This window comes from Plantactinospora sp. B24E8, from assembly GCF_039871735.1.
Classification (GTDB): Bacteria; Actinomycetota; Actinomycetes; order Mycobacteriales; family Micromonosporaceae; genus Plantactinospora.
In genome coordinates this window covers 217,853-233,605 of the sequence record NZ_JBDPMH010000005.1, presented here as the reverse complement: position 1 = coordinate 233,605, position 15,753 = coordinate 217,853, and the positions used below count along the sequence as shown (strand labels likewise).

Genomic DNA, 15,753 nt, shown 5'->3' with positions numbered 1-15,753 from the left:
GGAGCGTGCCGGTGGGCGGTCGTAGGGTCGTGGTGGAGGCGGACGGCGGGGCGCGGGGCAACCCCGGTCCGGCCGGGTACGGGGCGGTGGTCCGGGACGCCGACACCGGAGAGGTGTTGGCCGAACGTTCCGAGTCGATCGGGGTCGCCACCAACAACGTCGCCGAGTACCAGGGGCTGATCGCCGGCCTGGAGGCCGCCCGCGAGGTGGGGGCGACCGGGGTCGAGGTGCGGATGGACTCCAAACTTGTCGTCGAGCAGATGGCCGGGCGCTGGCAGATCAAGAACGCCGGGCTGCGTCCGCTCGCCGCGCAGGCGGCCGGCCTGGTCCGCCGGTTCGACGCGGTGACGTACACCTGGATTCCCCGGGAGCGGAACCGGCACGCGGACGCGCTGGCCAACGCGGCGATGGACCTGGCCGCCGGCAAGGTGCCGAAGGCGGCGACGGAGAGCGGGCCGGCGACGGCCGCCGCTGCCACCGCCGCCGGTACGGCGGACGCCGAGTCGACCGGCCGGGCCCGGGCCACCGAGGTCGCCGCGCAGGGCTCCACCGCCCGCAGCTCCTGGGAACCGCGGCCGGCGGAGACCGCGACCCGGCTGCTCCTGGTGCGGCACGGCGAGACCGAATACACCGAGCAGCGCCGGTACTCCGGCCGGGGCGACGTGCCACTGTCCAGCCGCGGCCTGGCCCAGGCCGGCGCGGCGGCCCGCCGGGTGGCCGGGCTGGCCCCGTCGGTCGCGGCCGTGGTCAGCTCACCGCTGTCCCGGTGTACGGCGACCGGCGGCATCATCGCGGGTGGGCTCGGCGGGGTGCCGTTGAAGGTCGAGCCGGACCTGATCGAGTGCGACTTCGGCGCATGGGAGGGGAAGACCTTCGGCGAGGTACGCGAGCACTGGTCCGCCGAGATGGACGCCTGGCTCGCCTCGACCGAGGTCGCACCGCCGGGCGGGGAGTCCTTCGCCGAGGTCGGCGTACGGGTACGTCGGGCGATGGCCGGGCTGCTCGCCGCGTACCCGGGGGAGACCGTGGTGGTGGTCTCGCACGTCTCGCCGTTGAAGATCGCGCTGCGGGACGCCCTCGCCGCCAGCGACACCTTCCTGCACCGGCTCTATCTCGACCCGGCCGGGCTCTCCGTGCTCGACATCTGGCCGGACGGCGGGATGGCGGTCCGGTCGGTGAACGACACCGCCCACCTCACCGGACTCTGACGGCTCTCCCGGCTTGGTCGGCCGGCTCTCCTGGCTGGCCTGCCGTTTCTTCTGGCTGGGCTGCCGGCTCTCCCGGCTGGCCCGTCGGCGGCGACGGGGCGGCCGGGGTGGCCGGTGCGCCTGCCTGGTCAGTCGGCGCTGAGGAAGGTGAGCACGGTCCTGACGAACCGGGCCGGGTCGTCGACCCACGGTGAGTGGCTCGCGCAGCCCTGGACCGCGACCTCGGCCCGGGGGAGGAGCGCGGCCAACTGCCGGGCCGCCGCCGGGGTCGGCGCGGGGTCCAGTTCGCCGGCCACGATCAGCACCGGGGCGTCGAGTCGGGCCAGGCCGGCCCGGACCTCGTCGACGTCGGGGCTGAAGCCGTCGTAGTACCCGGCGGCGGCGACCGGCGACCGCTCCCACTGCTCGGCCTCGGCGTGCGCCCGGGCCCGCTCGTCCCACCGGCCGTACGCGAACGGCGCGGCGGCGGTGCGCAGCGCGGCCACCTCCTCCGGGTCGGCGTTCCGGGCCGCCGCCTCCTGCCAGGCGTCCATCGCCGCCCTGGCCGGGGCGTACCACCACTCGCCGGAGCGGGCGTCGACCGCCTCGGCGAAGCCGACCGTCTCCACCCCGACCGCACGCAGACCCGGGGCGACCAGGACGAGCCGGGCCAGCCGGTCGGGGAACCGGGCCGCGTACAGCTCGGCGAGGTTGCCGGCGGCGGAGTGGGCGAGCAGGTCCATCCGGTCCAGGCCGAGATGCTGTCGAAACGCCTCGACGTCGTCCACCAGCCGGTCGCAGCGGTACGTCGTCGGGTCCTCCGGGGTCGCGGACTCGCCGCTGCCGCGCAGGTCGAGCAGGAGCAGGGTGCGCTCCCGGGCCAGCCCGCCCAGGTCTCCGAGATAGCTCGACGCCCGGGCCGGGCCACCGGGTAGACAGACCAGCGGCGGGCCGGATCCGATGACGTGGTACGCCAACCCGGTGCTGTCGTACGAGGAGAAGCGCGGCATCGGGCCAGGATGGCAAAACTCCCGTACGCGGATCAAGATGAATCGCCGAACTTCGATATTCTCACGTGCGGAACATCCGTTATCGGCCAGCTTGTCACCCGCCGGGCCGGTCGATCCGACCGCCGCTCGGCGCACCGCAGTCACCGCTGGGCGCATCGATAACGTTTCCCGAACGTGACGGCCGACACGCTGTCCTAACCTCCGGCGTCACACGCAGATCCGACGGTCCTCCCAAGGGGGCGGCATGAGCGAAGCTGATCCGGAGTCGGCGGCACCAGCCACGGCGGCGACCACGGCACCGACCACGGCGGTGTCCCGAGCCAAGGACCACAGTCCCTGGAACTGGCTCCTCTTCGTCCCGATCGTGGTGCCGCTGGTCACCCCACTGTTCAACACCGACGCGCCACGGCTGTTCGGCTTCCCGGTCTTCTACTGGCTGCAGCTGGCCTTCATCGTGCTCGGCGTCGGCACCACCACGCTGGTCTACCAGATGACGAAGAAGCGGAGGTGAGTCGCGGTGTGGCGGGACCATCTCACTGAGATCATCGTCTTCACGCTGCTGTTCCTGCTGGTCAGCGGCATGGGCTTCGTGGCTGCCCGGTGGCGGGCCCCGAAGGACATGGCGCACCTCGACGAGTGGGGACTCGGCGGACGCAGCTTCGGCGGCTGGATCACCTGGTTCCTGGTCGGCGGCGACCTCTACACCGCGTACACCTTCGTGGCCGTACCGGCGCTGCTGTTCGGGGCCGGCGCGGCCGGGTTCTTCGCGGTGCCGTACACCGTCATCATCTACCCGCTGGTCTTCCTGGTACTGGTCCGGCTCTGGTCGGTGTCGCACCGGCACGGCTTCGTCACCCCGGCCGACTTCGTCCGCAAGCGGTTCGACTCACCGACCCTGGCGCTGATCATCGCGATCACCGGCATCGTGGCGACGATGCCGTACATCGCGCTGCAACTGGTCGGGATCGAGGCGGTGCTCAAGACCATGGGCGTCAGCGGGGAGAGCACCCTGGCCCGGCACCTGCCGATCATCGTCGCCTTCGCCATCCTGGCCGCCTACACCTACCAGTCCGGACTCCGGGCACCGGCACTGATCGCCTTCGTCAAGGACTCGCTGATCTACATCGTCATCCTGGTGGCGATCATCTACCTGCCGTACAAACTGGGCGGCTGGGGGGAGATCTTCGACGCGGCGGACGCCAAGTTCGACGCGAGCCCCTCACCCGGGGACGGCATCCTGCTCAACCCGAACAACCAACTGCAGTACATCACCCTGGCCCTCGGTTCGGCGCTGGCGCTCTTCCTGTACCCGCACAGCCTCACCGGCGTACTGGCCGCCCGGAACCGGGACGTGATCAAGCGCAACATGTCGGCGCTGCCCGCGTACAGCCTGCTGCTCGGGCTGATCGCCCTGCTCGGCTACATGGCGATCGCGGCCGGGGTCACCCCGCTGCCCGGCAACTCGGCGGGCAGCGTCGACAACAACACCGTCGTACCGCTGCTCTTTGAACAGCAGTTCCCGAGTTGGTTCGCCGGAGTCGCGTTCGCCGCGATCGGGATCGGCGCCCTGGTGCCGGCCGCGATCATGTCGATCGCCGCGGCCAACCTCTTCACCCGCAACATCTACAAGGAGTACCTGCGCAAGGACGCCTCGCCGGCCCAGGAGGCGAACGTCTCCAAGATCACCTCGCTGGTGGTGAAGATCGGCGCGGTCGCCTGCATCGTCTTCCTCGACCCGCAGTTCTCCATCGACCTGCAGCTCATCGGCGGCGTCATCATCCTGCAGACGCTGCCGGCGGTCGCCCTCGGCCTCTACACCCGCTGGTTCCACCGTGGCGCGTTGATCGCCGGCTGGGCCGCCGGCATGGGCCTCGGAATGTGGATGCTCTACCAGATTCCGAACCCGGCCACCGGACGCGCCCACTTCGGCGGCTCCGCGTTCCCGCTGGCCAAGCTCGGCTTCGACGGCTCCACCCGGACCATCTACGTCGGACTGGTCGCCGTCGCGGTCAACCTGCTGGTCGCGGCGATCGTCACGCTCATCCTGCGGGCGGCGAAGGTCACCGAGGGCGCCGACGGGACCGAGACCGACGACTACTTCGCCGACGAAAGCGACCCCCGGGTCGTCCCGGCGCCCCGGGAGGAGGCCGAGGTCGCCGGCGCGGCGACCGAACCCGCCCCCAAGATCTGACCGGACCTCCCCACCGCCACCCCTCCAGATCCCCGTGACCAGGGACCCGTCCCCGTTCGCCGCGTCGCCCCCGTACGCGGCGAGCCGCCCTGGTCACGGGGATCTCCTCTGCCCGGCGGCCCAACCTCCGTCGCGGGCGGTGGACCGGGCGACGGCGGTCAGCCGAGCGCGCGGTAGAGCAGCAGCAGACCGACCGACGTACCGAAGACCACGATCACCGTCTTGAGCACCGCCGACGGCAGCCGCCGGACCAGCCACGCGCCGGCGTACCCGCCGCCGATGGTGGCCGGCGCCACCAGCGCGACGGCCGTCCAGTCGACCGGGCCGAAGACCGCGAAGACGACCGTCGTGGTCAACCCGACGACCGCGGAGAGCACATTCTTGATCGCACTGATCCGGGCCAGGGTCTCGTCCAGCACCAGCGCCAGCCCGGCGACCAGCATCACCCCGAGCGCGGCACCGAAGTAGCCGCCGTACACCGCGCCGACCGCCACCATCACCTGGATCGCCGTCAGCCGCCGGGCCGGCCCGGTCACCGCTCTTGTCGTACCCCCGGGGTCGGTCGCCGCCGACGGCCAGGGCGGGGTGTCGACGGAGGCCGCAGCCGGCACCGGGTACGTGGCCGGCGCCGGTCGACCCGGAGGTGGCCCGGCGACCAGACGCCGCAGCCGGTCCTGGAAGGCGAGTACGGCGGTCGCGCCCAGCACGAGGAACGGCACCACCAGCTCGAAGGCGCGGGCCGGGGTGGTGAGCAGCAGGAAGCCCCCGGCGGCGGTGCCGAGTACGGCGCCCGGGACCAGCCGCATCAGCCAGCGCCGGTCCGGCAGGTCGGCCCGGCTGGCCGCCACGCTGGCGAGGTAACCGGGGCAGACGGCGATCGAGTTGCTGACGTTGGCGGCCACCGGCGGCAGCCCCACCGCGATCAGCGCGGGGAACGTGATCAGCGACCCGCCGCCGGCCACCGCGTTGACCGTCCCCGCGGCGAGCCCGGCGGCGAGCACCAGCAGCACCTCGGGAAGTTCCATCGCCGGTGAGGGTAGCCGGGCGGTCTGGCGACGCTCCCGGAACCTCCCAACCGGTGGGCAGTTGCCGTGGGCAGGTCGGGGGCCGTGGACCCCTACTTCGGATCTTCGTTACGATTGACCACGCGACGGACGAGTCGACCGGGCGGTCGCGTCGGCGGGCCTCAGCGCCCGCCGCCGAGGAACGTCCGGACTCCACAGGGCAGGGTGGTTGCTAACGGCAACCCGGGGCGACCCGCGGGAAAGTGCCACAGAAAACAAACCGCCGGAACGAGCGGTTCGTGCCCTCGGGCGTGGATCGACCGGATCCGGTAAGGGTGAAACGGCGGGGTAAGAGCCCACCAGCATCCCGGGTGACCGGGATGGCTCGGTAAACCCCACCCGGAGCAAGGCCAAGAAAGGCCCTCGCCGCAAGGCGATGGCCTGCGCAGGCGTTTGAGGGCTGCCCGCCCGATGTCTGCGGGTAGGCCGCTGGAGCCTGTCGGCAACGGCAGGCCGAGATGGATGACCGCCGCCGGCACCACCGGCAACGGTGCGTGCCGGGCACAGAATCCGGCGTACAGGTCGACTCGTCCGTCGTACCCCAGGTCACGGTCCTGATCAAGGCCGTGACCTGCTCGTATGTCCTGGCACCTTTTGGCGTTGGTGGTCAACTTTGGCCGAGGTTCGGACGCCCCTGGAGACGCCCTGATCTTGGGGCACACAACCCGGCTCGGGCTGGCCTCTCAAGGGGTGACTTGATAGCGAGCCAGCATCGACACGACCGTTTCGACGCGGGCGGTCAGAGCCTCGTCGGCTGGATGGTGGATCCGGACCGAGGTGATGGTGGCCCCGGGGTCGTTGGCCAGTTCCAGGCGTAGTGTGCGGGCTCCGATGAGCGGATAGTCGTACCAGCCTTGCGGGTCGTTGACGTCGGTGGCGCCGAGCCCGGATTCGACGGCGTCCCAGTCCCAGTCGTCGGCCTCGTAGTCGACCAGGTCGGCCAGCGACTCGACCAGGGCGCGGACGTTCGTCGTGAGGACCCAGCCGTCGGTGGTTGCAGACGCTCTCGGCTCGCCGCTGGTGCTCATGGGGTGAGGGTAGGTGGCGTGGTGGTGTCGGCGCTGCGTGGCGTGTCGCGGTGAGGAGCGCTGACGGTGGCTTGGTGGCCCCGGTGGCAAGCCAGTCCGGGTTTTGACTGGCGCGGCAGTTCGGAAGCCCCGACCACGACGGCGGCCAGCCCTGCCGGCTGCCGTACCGCCGCGCGCTATCGCAGCACGCCGCGAACTGCAACACTCCCGAGGTGGTCGTTGACTTCCTGGCCGGGGTCGTCTCCCAACGAACCGCGCCGTTGGGACAGATGTGCCAACTAGCGGCGTTTCCACCAGGGCCGCCGTCCCGGAGCTTCGGCGGTGGGCGGCGTCAGCAGGGACTGAGCGGTTGACTTGCTGATCACGAGGCTGATCTCTTGGGTGGCGCTGTTGACGAGTACGCCTTCGGACTCGGGATCGGTCGCGGCCATCCGAAGGAGAACTTCACCAGGCACGCCCGCGTTGAACCGGGGACCGAAGTTCCGTAGAGCGGCTTCGGGATCGGCGAAAGCCAGCAGGCGTGATTTCCCGTCGCCGTGCGAAGTCCTGCCTGCGCCGAGGTTGCCGTCAGCGATGACACGTCCGTTCGCGTCGGGGGCTAGCTCCCCGACGGCCACGATGCCGATCGTGGCAGCGCGGAACAGTCTGAGAAAGCGTTCGTAGCTCTCTGGGCTCTTGGTCTCCGCGTGTTCCGCCATGACATCCGACAGCGGCGTGTCACTCATGCGGCGGACGATAACCGGCGCTCCGTCGGGCTCGCTAGCCAGACGCCTATGCGCAGCCTGGAAAATCCACGACAGACGTGAGGGTCAGTGCTGCGTACGCTCAGCAACCATCAGCACGGCTCCGGTCAGCAGCGTCACCGCAGGCAGCCGTACCCGGCCCTGCTCGCTCTTGCCCTCATCCGGTCCTCCCGTTCCGCGCCGACCCACGGCGCGCCGGTCGACAATCAAACCGTTGTACGACGGAGGCACGGCTCGATCGGGTTGGTCGGATGCCACGACGACACGCGCGTCGTCGCGACCGCAGCGGCTCAGCCATTCCGGCATGCCGCCACCCCCGGTCTGATTACCCGGGACGTCAGCGTCGACTCCACCATCACCTCCGCCGCGACCAGCCTGTCGCTGGCGCCCGCGACGGGGTTACCTCGCCGCCTGGGCGGGCCTGCGCGACACCGGCCGGCCGAGGACGGCGTCGGCTCTGGAGCTGTTCGTCTGCGCCCCTGCGCCGGCCCGCCGGGCCATGCCCGAGTCAGGACAGCGTGCGCAGAACCGTCCCGACCAGCCGGTTCGCGGGCACGTAGCCGTAGCGGCGCGAGTCGTCGCTGCGGGCCGCGTTGTCGCCGAGCACGACGAGGGCACCGGCCGGCACGACATCGTGGTCGACCTCGGCCAGCGCCGGTACGGCCGACCGTGGAACCGGATCGCCGGGTACCGCCGCGACCCGCTTGACCAGCCACTCCGACCTGCGCCAGGGCGGCGGCGGGAGCGCCGGCACCCCGGCCGCAACCAGCCGTTCCCGCTCGGCCTCCAGCCGGTCCCGGTCGGCGTCGCGGGGATCGGCGAACACCACCACGTCGCCCGGCGTCACCGCGGCCACGGCGCACCGCCGGACCAGCACCCGCTGCCCGTCGGTGAACGTGGGCAGCATGCTCTCCCCGCGCACGGTCACCACGACGAACCGGCGCCGGACGGCCGTGGCGACGTATCCGGCGAGCACCAACGCCGCCGTGACCGCGACCGCTGTCACCATGCGAGCCCGCCCACCGGCGACGGGGTGGTCCCGTCGCCGTCGCCGGCACCGTCCCGGTAGCCCCTGGCCTGCAGACCGAACAGGGTGGCGTACCGGCCACCGGCCGCCATCAGGTCGGCGTGCCGGCCGGACTCCACGACGCTTCCAGTTTCCAGGACCACGATGCGATCGGCGTCGCGCACCGTGGACAGGCGGTGGGAAATCAGGATGCTGGTCCGCCCCTTCCGGAGGTCCCGCAGGTGGGCGTGCAGCGTGTACTCGGCCTCCGCGTCCAACCCGGAACTCGGTTCGTCCAGGATCAGCACGTCGCGGCCCGCACGCAGTAGCGCCCGGGCCACCGCGACCCGCTGCCACTGCCCACCGGAGAGCACCGTGCCGGTCTCCGGTTCGGCCGGGTCGGCGAAGAACAGCCGGGACAGGAACGTGTCGTACCCGCGCGGCAGGCGCGCGATCGGGTCGTGGCAGCCCGCCAGCCGGGCCGCGTGTTCGATCGCGGCCGGGTCGTCGATCCGCGCCACGTCGCCGACGCCGATGTTCTCCGCGGCCGTCAGGTCGTAGCTCATGAAGTCCTGGAACACGACGCCGAGCCGGTCGCGAAGCTCGCCCGGGTCCAGGTCGCGCAGGTCCACGCCGTCCCAGTGGATGCTGCCGCGCACCGGGTCGTAGAACCGGCACAGCAGCTTCACCAGCGTGCTCTTGCCCGCGCCGTTGAGCCCGACCAGGGCGACCGACGTGCCCGCCGGGATGGTGAGCGTCACCCCGCGCAGGATCCACGGCTGGTCGTCGGCGTACCGGAACCAGACGTCACGCAGTTCGAGGCCGACCCGCAGGGACGGGCATGGCAGCGGCGCGGCGCGCACCGGGAGGTCGGCCGGTTCCGCCACGACCGCGCGGTAGTGGTCGAACAGCAGCAGCGCCTGCTGCACCAGCCCGTACTGCGTCACCGTCCCGGTCAGCGCAGCCTGGGTACCGGCGACGGCCGCGATGAACAGGGTGACGTCGCCCGCCGTCAGCCGGCCCCGGCCCGCCAGCCCGATGGCCCACACCAGCCCGGCCGCCGCGATCACCGAGCCGAGGACGGCGAGCGTCATGTGCCCGGCGAACGCGCGCCGGTCCACGGCCCGCTGTTCGCGGTTGATGTGGGTCAGTTCGCGCAGCAACCGGCCGGCGAAGAAGTCCCCGAGGCGGAACAGCCGCAGCTCCTTGGCTGCCTCCAGGCTGGACAGCAAGGTGGTGTAGAAGGCCTCGCGCCGCTCGGCGTGGCTGATCCGCCAGGTCATCGCCGCCCGGCGGCGGCCCAGCGCCACCTCCACCCACAGGGTCGGAACGACGGCGGCGCACACCACCGCCACCATCACGGGCGCGACAGCCAAGAGGGCGCCGACGAACCCGGCGAACGTCAGGACACCCTGGACGATGCCGAACGCCCCGGTGACGATCTGGCCGGGGCCGGCGCGGCCGGCGTTCATGGCGAGCTGGATCCGGTCCTGGAACTGCGGTTGCTCCAGCCGGGCCAGGCCGGCCAGCCGGTTCACGGCGCCGTACAGCCGGGTCGTGACGACGACGCGGAGCGCGCGTTCCAGGGCCGCGTCGAGGTAGCGGGAGACGGCCGCCTCGGCGCCGACGGCGATCCCGAGGGCCCCGAGTCCGACCGCGAGCAGCATCAGGGACGCGTCGGGGGCGGCCGGTGCGGCCGTCAGGCGGTCGACGATCGCCCTGGTCAGCAGGGCCGCCACCCAGCCCCAGACGCCGGCCAGCACGGTGAGCAGCAGCTGGGTCAGCAGCACGCCCGGGGCGGCGGACCAGCACAGCCGCATGGCCGCGGCCAGGTGCCGCGCCGTGCCGGTGACGCCCAGCCGGACCGTGGCCCGGTCGGCACCGGGACCGTCGGTCGAACCGGCCATCAGCTCGGAAGGCGGTCGGGCAGGAGGGCGGGCAGATCCGTGACCGCCATGGTCGCCCCCGTCACCCGGCCGTCGGCGTCGAGCACGCCCATCGCGGGGAAGCCCCGGACCGCGAACGCCCGTTGCAGCGGGCCGTCGTGCGGCTCGGTGACCACCCGGGCGACCGGCTCCAGCGCGGCGAGGGCCGCCCGGTTGGCGTCGGCGTCGCCGTCGACCACCACGGCCACCACCCGCTCGCGTCCGAGCGACCGGACCAGCGTCACGAACTCCGGCAGTTGCCGCCGGCACCCGTCGCAGTCGTGCGCGAAGAATCCGACGAGCACGCCGCGCAGGTCGTCGCGGGTCAGCGGTTCACCGGCGGTGGTGGTGGCCCCAGCGAACGGCGCGGGCCACGCACCGGCGGGGAGCATGATGTCCGCGTCGCTGGCGGCCCCGGACCGGCCGGTGCGGAGGATCTCGCTGTGCACACGGAGCCTGCGGATCATCCCGAAGGTCAGCAGCAGGTTCAGACCGGTGACGATAAACAGCAGGACGACGGCGGCGACGAGCACGGCGGACAGCACCTCCAAGGGACCCGGGGGCCCGGTCCGGGTCGACGGACGAAGCGACGCGGCGGTGGACGGGCCGGTCCCGGCACCGGCGCCGGCCCGTCCACCGCGGATCAGCAGCCCGGGTCCCGCGCCTGGCAGCCCTGGTTGACCGGGGCGCCGTTCACCCACGACCACAGCTCGTAGAAGCGGTAGTTGTCTTTGCAGTAGCAGTAGCGGCCCCAGTAGTCCGCGTTCGCCTCGGCCTCGGGCAGGAACAGGCCGATCGCCTTGTCGGCGGCCCGGCGCGCAAGTGACAGCATGTGCTTCTCCTCTGATCGATGGACGGGCAGGCCGGACGCCACCGACATCGGGCTCAGCCGGATACAGCCGCCGGATGGGCCGGCGCCGGGGACGCCGATCCGCCCGTTCCGGCTCGGCTCCCGACAGCAACATGCCGACCCCCCGTGTCGGCGGCTCGGCATGCGAATGGTAACATGCGCTCGCCTTTTGATCGACAAATGTCTACGCCATACGATCGGCGAGCGTCCAACCAGGACAGGGCTCCCGCGTCCACGCCGGCATGTCGGCCGGGTCGGCGCCGCCGACGCCCAGCGAGACCTCGCCGTGCCGGGCCCGGAAGGTGAAGGGCTGCCCGTCCGGCAGTCGGCCCTCCACCCGCACCGGCGCCGCCGGGCGGATGAGGTCGGCCCGCCAGCCCGTCCTGTCGGAGGTGCGAGTCCGTCTTACAGGCCCACATCTCTGATGTGTGAACGAGCGCAGTCCGCTGCCGGATGTCGTTGCCCGGTCGCTGCGGGAGCGCATCGAGCGATGTGAGCATGCCCGCACCCCACACGGCCATCCTCAATCGAGAATCATCGAGCCACAGCTGTCAGGGCACGCCCAAATGAAAGAGCGAGGCCAGCTAGATCTGTTGGAGCCAGGCCACGAAGAACAGTCCCATGGCAACGCAGATCAGCAGTGCCACCGGCAGTACCCACGGCCGCAGCCGCTGCCCGTCGAGGGCGGCGGTGAGCCGCTGGTGCAGCGCGGCGATGGCGAGCAGCAGGGCGAGCCCGGCGGCGGAAGTGGGAATGCCCACCAGGAAGTGCACCACCCAGGCGCCAGCCAGGGTCGGCCCGCCCCACGCGTGGTCGTACGGCCCGGGGACCACCAGGCCGTAGAGCATCCCGCGCAGCACCATCAGCAACTGGACCCCGAGCGGCGGCAGCGCCGCCGCGCCGAGCAGGAGGCTGAGCAGGCCGTGACCGGCGACGGCGAGCCAACCCGCCCGGCGCCGGACCTCGGCGGGTGGCGCCCCGAGCACCCGGGTCCGTAGCGCGCGCCACCAGGAGAGCGCGGTGCCCGCCCGGCCGAACAGGACGGTCGGCAGGGCGGCCGGGGCCACCAGCGGCAGCAGGGCGCCGTAGGCGAGGCTGCGGCCGGTCAGCGCCGCGAGCCGGCGCCCCCGGCTCCTCTCTTCCGTGGCGGCGGAACGCAGGTGGGATTGAACGGACACGGCTTCTCCTGCAGGGCTCGTTTCGGTGACGCCGTGACCGTACGGCCGCGTCAACGGGCAGGACGTCACCCCACGGTCCGGTCTTGCCGTACCCCTCTGGTACTACGGTTGGCCGCCGCCGGCGGTAGATTTCCCGGCGTGACCTCGGGGGATGTCCGCCGGCCCGGCTCGATCGGACCGGCAGTGGTGATCGGCGCGCTGGCCGGAGCGGCGCTGGCCGCCCGCTGGGGCTGGCCGGCGGGGTTGTCCGGGGCGGTCGCCGGCGCGGCACTCCTCGGTACCGCCGAGGCCGTGGCGCGGGCCCGGCAGCGCCCCGGCGAGATACCCGCGCTCTGGTCGCGGATCGTCATGAGCGCGGCGATCGCCGCCCCGCTCGGTTGGGCCGGCGGGTGGCTCACCGGCGCCGGTCCGCTCGTGGTGGGCCTCGTGACCGGCGTGGTGGTGGGGCTGCTCGGCGTACGACCGCACAAGGTGCTGCTCGGGCCGCTGGTCGGGGCCGCCGTCGGCTACGGCCTGTCGACCGTCGACGAGAGCGTCTGGGCGGGTCGCCCGGCTCCTGCCGCGATCGTTGCCGCCGCCACCGTGCTGGCGTACCGGATGCTGGCGGCGCTGGTCTTCCGTGATCCCCAGGTGAGCCTGCTCGCCGAGCGGGTCGGGGCCGAGGAGCTTCCGTTCGTGGTGCCGCTGGAGTCGCGCACCCGGTACGTCGGTACCGGCTACGTCCGCGAGCTGGCGCGGGTGATCGGCGGCGACTACCGCGCGGACGCGCCCGACGTCGGCATCGTCGCCTCCTTCGACGAGCTGGCCGGTCCGGGGTTCGACCCGGCCGGCGTCGACCCGAGGGTGCGCGAGTTCTACGAGCACACCACCCGTTTCACCCTCGACATCGTGCCCGAGTGGCGGCTCTGGGTACGGCCCGGCTACCTGCTCTACCGCACCTTCCTGGCCCGCCCGCTCGGACAGGCGAACGTACCGATGAACCAGCGGGAGACGCAGCGCGGCGTACGCAGCCGCATCGACACGATCAGCCCCGAGCGGGGCGGCGTGGTCGGCATCCGGGGCTGGATCCGCTCGTACGCCGACACCGACGAACCGATCTACGTCGGCATCTACACCACGTACCGGCACGACGGGCGCGGGTACGTCAGCGTCGGTTTCCCGTTGCCGCAGGCCAGCTTCACGGCCACCCTGCTGCCCCGCCCGCGCCCCGACGGCGGCCTGGTCCTCACCAGCCGCAGCGACCTGCCCCACCCGGGCCACTACCTGACCTACGTCGAGCCGGAGTCGCGGCAGCTCACCACGCTCGCTGTGCACGGCTTCGCCGAGGAACTCGACGTGTACGTCCGGGACGGCGAACTGCGCGCCGAGCACGCGTTCCGGGTCTTCGGGCTGCCGTTCCTGGTGCTGCACTACACGATCCGCCGCAAGCCGCCGGCCCAGTAGCCTCGCGCCTCACCCGGGTGGGGCGAACGCACACTCGTCGCACGGTCCGTCGTGGCCCTCGGGCCGACGACAGCGGCGAGCCGGATTCCGGTCGACGGGCAGGTTGCAGGGCGGCCGGTACCGGATGTGCTGCTGGTGCTCCTCCGAGAACGTCGTGTAGTCGAAGTCGATGACGTCCGCGTGCCCGAGCGAGTCGCGCAGGCTGGCGGCCAGTTCGGCGGCCCGTTCGTGCCGGCGGAGAATCAGGATGGTTGTCCAGCGGCCATCCCGGGCGTGACCAGATGCGTTCATGGATGTCGTCAGCTGGCCTGTCGGCACTGACCCGGCGCCGAACATGCCGTTGATCTGCTGGTAGGCAATGCGCGCAGGTGTGGCCGGAGCATCAGGTCGACGGCATGTTCGTCAGGTGCCGCATCGCCACCAGGGTCTGGTTGATCGTGGCTGGGAGGTCGGGGTCGCCGTGCTGGTTGAGCCAGCGGGTCACGGCTATCCGGAACGTGGCCACGGCGATCTCGGCCGCCAGTTGGGCGGCCAGGTCGTCGATACCGCGGTCGCGGAAGCCCTGCTTCAGGGCCTCCGCCATCAGCGAGAACTTGCGCAGCTCGCGCTCGTGCAGGGCGGGCTCGGCGTCGATCGCGGCCCGTCGGCGTAGCAGGTAGTCGAGGCTGCGGCCCTCGAAGATCTTGGCTGCGGCGGGGGCCAGGCCTTCGCTGATCAGTTCCATCGGGCCGAGCGACGGCGGGGCCTCGGCCATGAGCCGGGCCACCTGCTCGGGCACCTGCTCCTCGCCGGCGAACAGCACCTCACGCTTGTCGGCGAAGTGTCGGAAGAACGTACGGGTCGTGAGTCCGGCCCGCGCCGTGATCTGCGGCACGGTGGTCTGGGTGAAGCCCTGCTCGAGAAAGAGGTCGAGCGCGGCCTGCTCGAGTCGTTCTCGTGCTCCTGGCTGCCATCGACCCATGCGGCAGATTCTAGTGATGACATGTCGTGTCGTGCCGTGCGATAGTCATGACACGACGTGTCATGACTGACGGAGGCGAACATGACGGGTGAGATCTGGGTTCTCGGCGCGACCGGACGGGTCGGCCGGGAGGCGGTGGAGCGTCTGCGACAGGCGGGCGTCGAGGTGGTGGTGACCGGCCGCAATCCGAAGAGACTGGCCCAGGTGAGTCCGGACGCCCGGGCGGTGACCGGCTCGCTCGACGAGGTCTGCGCGCGGCTGGCCACCGAGGCACCGAGCGTCGTGGTCAACACGGTGGGCCCGTTCGCGGTCACGGCACCGCAGGTCGCGCGGGCCTGCCCGCCAGGCACCCACTACGTCGACGTCGGCAACGAACTGAGCGCGTTCGAGTTGCTCCACGGCATGGACCGGGAGGCGGCGGCGACCGGTCGCACCCTGGTCTGCGGGGCGGGCTTCGGCGTGCTCGCGACCGAGAGCATTCTGCTGCATCTGCTGGCGGCCGAGGAAAAGCCTGCGCGGGTACGCGTCGACGCCGTCGCGTCAGTCGCGGTCGAACCCGGTGCCCTCGGCGAAGCCCTGGCCGCCACCATCGTGCAGGCGTTGTCGGACGGCGGCCGTGAGGTGCGGCAGGGCCGGATGGTACGTGCCTGGGCCGGCGGTGCCGCCGAGCGATTGACCACCCCCGACGGCGACGTGGTTACCACCGCTTCCCTGGGCGGCGGCGAGCTCTTCGCGGCCTGGCAGGCCAGCGGCGCCCCGTCGGTGATCGGCGCCTCGGCTCTCGCCCCGGCCAACCCGGCCGTCCGAGCGGCTCTGCCGGCGATCGGTGGCGTGCTGCGGCTGCCCGGCCTGGCCGGCTTCGCCACTCGGCGGCTCGCCCGCATCACCACGACCACGGCCAAGGAGCGCCCTCGCCGATCGTCCTGGGCCCGCGCCCGGATCGAATGGCCGTCCGGTCGTGTGCGTGAGGGCTGGTTGCGCACCGGCGACGGTATGACGTTCACCGTCGGCGCTGTCACCGAGGTGGCCCAGCGACTGGCCAAGGGCGAGGGCCGCCCTGGCGCTTTCACCCCCGCCAGGCTCTTCGGCCCCGAAGTGGCGCTGGCCGCCGGCGCCGAGTTCGTGCTCACGAACTGACGAGCGGTCCGTAGCGTGTCGCGAAGCCTG

Annotated in this window: 17 protein-coding genes and 1 other RNA gene; 6 read left to right on the top strand and 12 right to left on the bottom strand. The window is 72.0% G+C overall.

What is annotated here, in order from left to right; genetic code table 11:
* Positions 1-11: 11 nt before the first annotated feature.
* Positions 12-1,208 (top strand): bifunctional RNase H/acid phosphatase, encoded by a 1,197-nt coding sequence (locus ABGB21_RS11205; protein WP_347677617.1) that lies wholly within the window; start codon positions 12-14, stop codon positions 1,206-1,208.
* 128 nt (positions 1,209-1,336) lie between these two features.
* Here the strand turns inward: ABGB21_RS11205 and ABGB21_RS11200 are convergent, their stop codons facing one another.
* Positions 1,337-2,197 carry an alpha/beta hydrolase gene (locus tag ABGB21_RS11200; RefSeq protein WP_347677615.1) on the bottom strand — a complete coding sequence of 287 codons (861 nt, stop codon included), beginning with the start codon at positions 2,195-2,197 and terminating at the stop codon, positions 1,337-1,339.
* A 244-nt stretch (positions 2,198-2,441) separates the two neighbouring features.
* Here ABGB21_RS11200 and ABGB21_RS11195 point away from each other — a divergent pair, with 244 nt between their 5' ends.
* Both ABGB21_RS11195 and ABGB21_RS11190 read left to right on the top strand, forming a co-directional pair.
* A complete protein-coding gene (locus tag ABGB21_RS11195; RefSeq protein ID WP_347655316.1) occupies positions 2,442-2,708 on the top strand; it encodes a DUF3311 domain-containing protein in 267 nt (88 codons plus the stop codon).
* A 6-nt stretch (positions 2,709-2,714) separates the two neighbouring features.
* The gene (locus ABGB21_RS11190; protein ID WP_347677613.1) at positions 2,715-4,388 is read left to right on the top strand and encodes a sodium:solute symporter; all 1,674 of its coding nucleotides are present in this window, start codon (positions 2,715-2,717) and stop codon (positions 4,386-4,388) included.
* 158 nt (positions 4,389-4,546) lie between these two features.
* On the opposite strand, the gene ABGB21_RS11185 is transcribed toward ABGB21_RS11190, so the two are convergent.
* Complete coding sequence (locus tag ABGB21_RS11185) at positions 4,547-5,413, bottom strand: sulfite exporter TauE/SafE family protein (protein WP_347677611.1); 867 nt, start codon at positions 5,411-5,413, stop codon at positions 4,547-4,549.
* Positions 5,414-5,543: 130 nt separating this feature from the next.
* Between ABGB21_RS11185 and rnpB the strand changes: the two genes are divergently transcribed.
* An RNA gene (gene rnpB, locus ABGB21_RS11180) (RNase P RNA component class A) lies at positions 5,544-5,986 on the top strand.
* A gap of 149 nt (positions 5,987-6,135) precedes the next feature.
* Here rnpB and ABGB21_RS11175 read toward each other — a convergent pair.
* The 8 genes from ABGB21_RS11175 to ABGB21_RS11140 form a co-directional block, all read right to left on the bottom strand.
* Positions 6,136-6,480: a hypothetical protein gene (locus ABGB21_RS11175; protein ID WP_347677609.1), complete on the bottom strand. Its 345-nt coding sequence runs from the start codon at positions 6,478-6,480 to the stop codon at positions 6,136-6,138.
* 278 nt (positions 6,481-6,758) lie between these two features.
* Positions 6,759-7,205, bottom strand: coding sequence for an SseB family protein (locus ABGB21_RS11170; protein WP_347677607.1), 447 nt, complete (start codon positions 7,203-7,205; stop codon positions 6,759-6,761).
* Between the two features lie 84 nt (positions 7,206-7,289).
* Entirely contained in the window at positions 7,290-7,529 is a 240-nt protein-coding gene (locus ABGB21_RS11165; RefSeq protein WP_347677605.1) for a hypothetical protein, read from the bottom strand.
* Positions 7,530-7,731: 202 nt separating this feature from the next.
* On the bottom strand, positions 7,732-8,232 hold the full coding sequence (locus ABGB21_RS11160; protein WP_347655311.1) for a S26 family signal peptidase: 501 nt from the start codon (positions 8,230-8,232) through the stop codon (positions 7,732-7,734).
* Positions 8,226-10,136: an ABC transporter ATP-binding protein gene (locus ABGB21_RS11155; protein ID WP_347655310.1), complete on the bottom strand. Its 1,911-nt coding sequence runs from the start codon at positions 10,134-10,136 to the stop codon at positions 8,226-8,228. Before ABGB21_RS11155 ends, ABGB21_RS11160 begins: the two co-directional genes overlap by 7 nt.
* Positions 10,136-10,687 carry a thioredoxin-like domain-containing protein gene (locus tag ABGB21_RS11150; RefSeq protein WP_347655309.1) on the bottom strand — a complete coding sequence of 184 codons (552 nt, stop codon included), beginning with the start codon at positions 10,685-10,687 and terminating at the stop codon, positions 10,136-10,138. The genes ABGB21_RS11155 and ABGB21_RS11150 overlap by 1 nt, the downstream gene beginning before the upstream one ends.
* Before the next feature lie 110 nt (positions 10,688-10,797).
* Entirely contained in the window at positions 10,798-10,986 is a 189-nt protein-coding gene (locus tag ABGB21_RS11145) for a hypothetical protein (RefSeq protein ID WP_347655308.1), read from the bottom strand.
* A 602-nt stretch (positions 10,987-11,588) separates the two neighbouring features.
* Positions 11,589-12,182, bottom strand: coding sequence for a hypothetical protein (locus ABGB21_RS11140; protein ID WP_347677603.1), 594 nt, complete (start codon positions 12,180-12,182; stop codon positions 11,589-11,591).
* A gap of 138 nt (positions 12,183-12,320) precedes the next feature.
* On the opposite strand from ABGB21_RS11140, the gene ABGB21_RS11135 reads away from it, so the two are divergent.
* Positions 12,321-13,625 carry a hypothetical protein gene (locus ABGB21_RS11135; RefSeq protein WP_347677601.1) on the top strand — a complete coding sequence of 435 codons (1,305 nt, stop codon included), beginning with the start codon at positions 12,321-12,323 and terminating at the stop codon, positions 13,623-13,625.
* Between the two features lie 9 nt (positions 13,626-13,634).
* On the opposite strand, the gene ABGB21_RS11130 is transcribed toward ABGB21_RS11135, so the two are convergent.
* Together ABGB21_RS11130 and ABGB21_RS11125 are read right to left on the bottom strand one after the other, a co-directional pair.
* On the bottom strand, positions 13,635-13,916 hold the full coding sequence (locus ABGB21_RS11130) for a hypothetical protein (RefSeq protein ID WP_347677599.1): 282 nt from the start codon (positions 13,914-13,916) through the stop codon (positions 13,635-13,637).
* A gap of 91 nt (positions 13,917-14,007) precedes the next feature.
* Entirely contained in the window at positions 14,008-14,586 is a 579-nt protein-coding gene (locus tag ABGB21_RS11125; protein ID WP_347677597.1) for a TetR/AcrR family transcriptional regulator, read from the bottom strand.
* A gap of 81 nt (positions 14,587-14,667) precedes the next feature.
* Between ABGB21_RS11125 and ABGB21_RS11120 the strand changes: the two genes are divergently transcribed.
* Positions 14,668-15,723, top strand: a complete 1,056-nt coding sequence (locus ABGB21_RS11120; protein WP_347655303.1) for a saccharopine dehydrogenase NADP-binding domain-containing protein — start codon at positions 14,668-14,670, stop codon at positions 15,721-15,723.
* The last annotated feature ends 30 nt before the right edge of the window (positions 15,724-15,753 follow it).

Excerpts from the sequence above, each read along its gene's own strand:
- ABGB21_RS11200 (WP_347677615.1), bottom strand. The coding sequence starts at position 2,197 with ATGCCGCGCTTCTCCTCGTACGACAGCACCGGGTTGGCGTACCACGTC.
- ABGB21_RS11195 (WP_347655316.1), top strand. The coding sequence starts at position 2,442 with ATGAGCGAAGCTGATCCGGAGTCGGCGGCACCAGCCACGGCGGCGACC.
- ABGB21_RS11185 (WP_347677611.1), bottom strand. The coding sequence starts at position 5,413 with ATGGAACTTCCCGAGGTGCTGCTGGTGCTCGCCGCCGGGCTCGCCGCG.
- ABGB21_RS11175 (WP_347677609.1), bottom strand. The coding sequence starts at position 6,480 with ATGAGCACCAGCGGCGAGCCGAGAGCGTCTGCAACCACCGACGGCTGG.
- ABGB21_RS11170 (WP_347677607.1), bottom strand. The coding sequence starts at position 7,205 with ATGAGTGACACGCCGCTGTCGGATGTCATGGCGGAACACGCGGAGACC.
- ABGB21_RS11165 (WP_347677605.1), bottom strand. The coding sequence starts at position 7,529 with ATGCCGGAATGGCTGAGCCGCTGCGGTCGCGACGACGCGCGTGTCGTC.
- ABGB21_RS11160 (WP_347655311.1), bottom strand. The coding sequence starts at position 8,232 with ATGGTGACAGCGGTCGCGGTCACGGCGGCGTTGGTGCTCGCCGGATAC.
- ABGB21_RS11155 (WP_347655310.1), bottom strand. The coding sequence starts at position 10,136 with ATGGCCGGTTCGACCGACGGTCCCGGTGCCGACCGGGCCACGGTCCGG.
- ABGB21_RS11145 (WP_347655308.1), bottom strand. The coding sequence starts at position 10,986 with ATGCTGTCACTTGCGCGCCGGGCCGCCGACAAGGCGATCGGCCTGTTC.
- ABGB21_RS11130 (WP_347677599.1), bottom strand. The coding sequence starts at position 13,916 with ATGAACGCATCTGGTCACGCCCGGGATGGCCGCTGGACAACCATCCTG.
- ABGB21_RS11125 (WP_347677597.1), bottom strand. The coding sequence starts at position 14,586 with ATGGGTCGATGGCAGCCAGGAGCACGAGAACGACTCGAGCAGGCCGCG.
- ABGB21_RS11120 (WP_347655303.1), top strand. The coding sequence starts at position 14,668 with ATGACGGGTGAGATCTGGGTTCTCGGCGCGACCGGACGGGTCGGCCGG.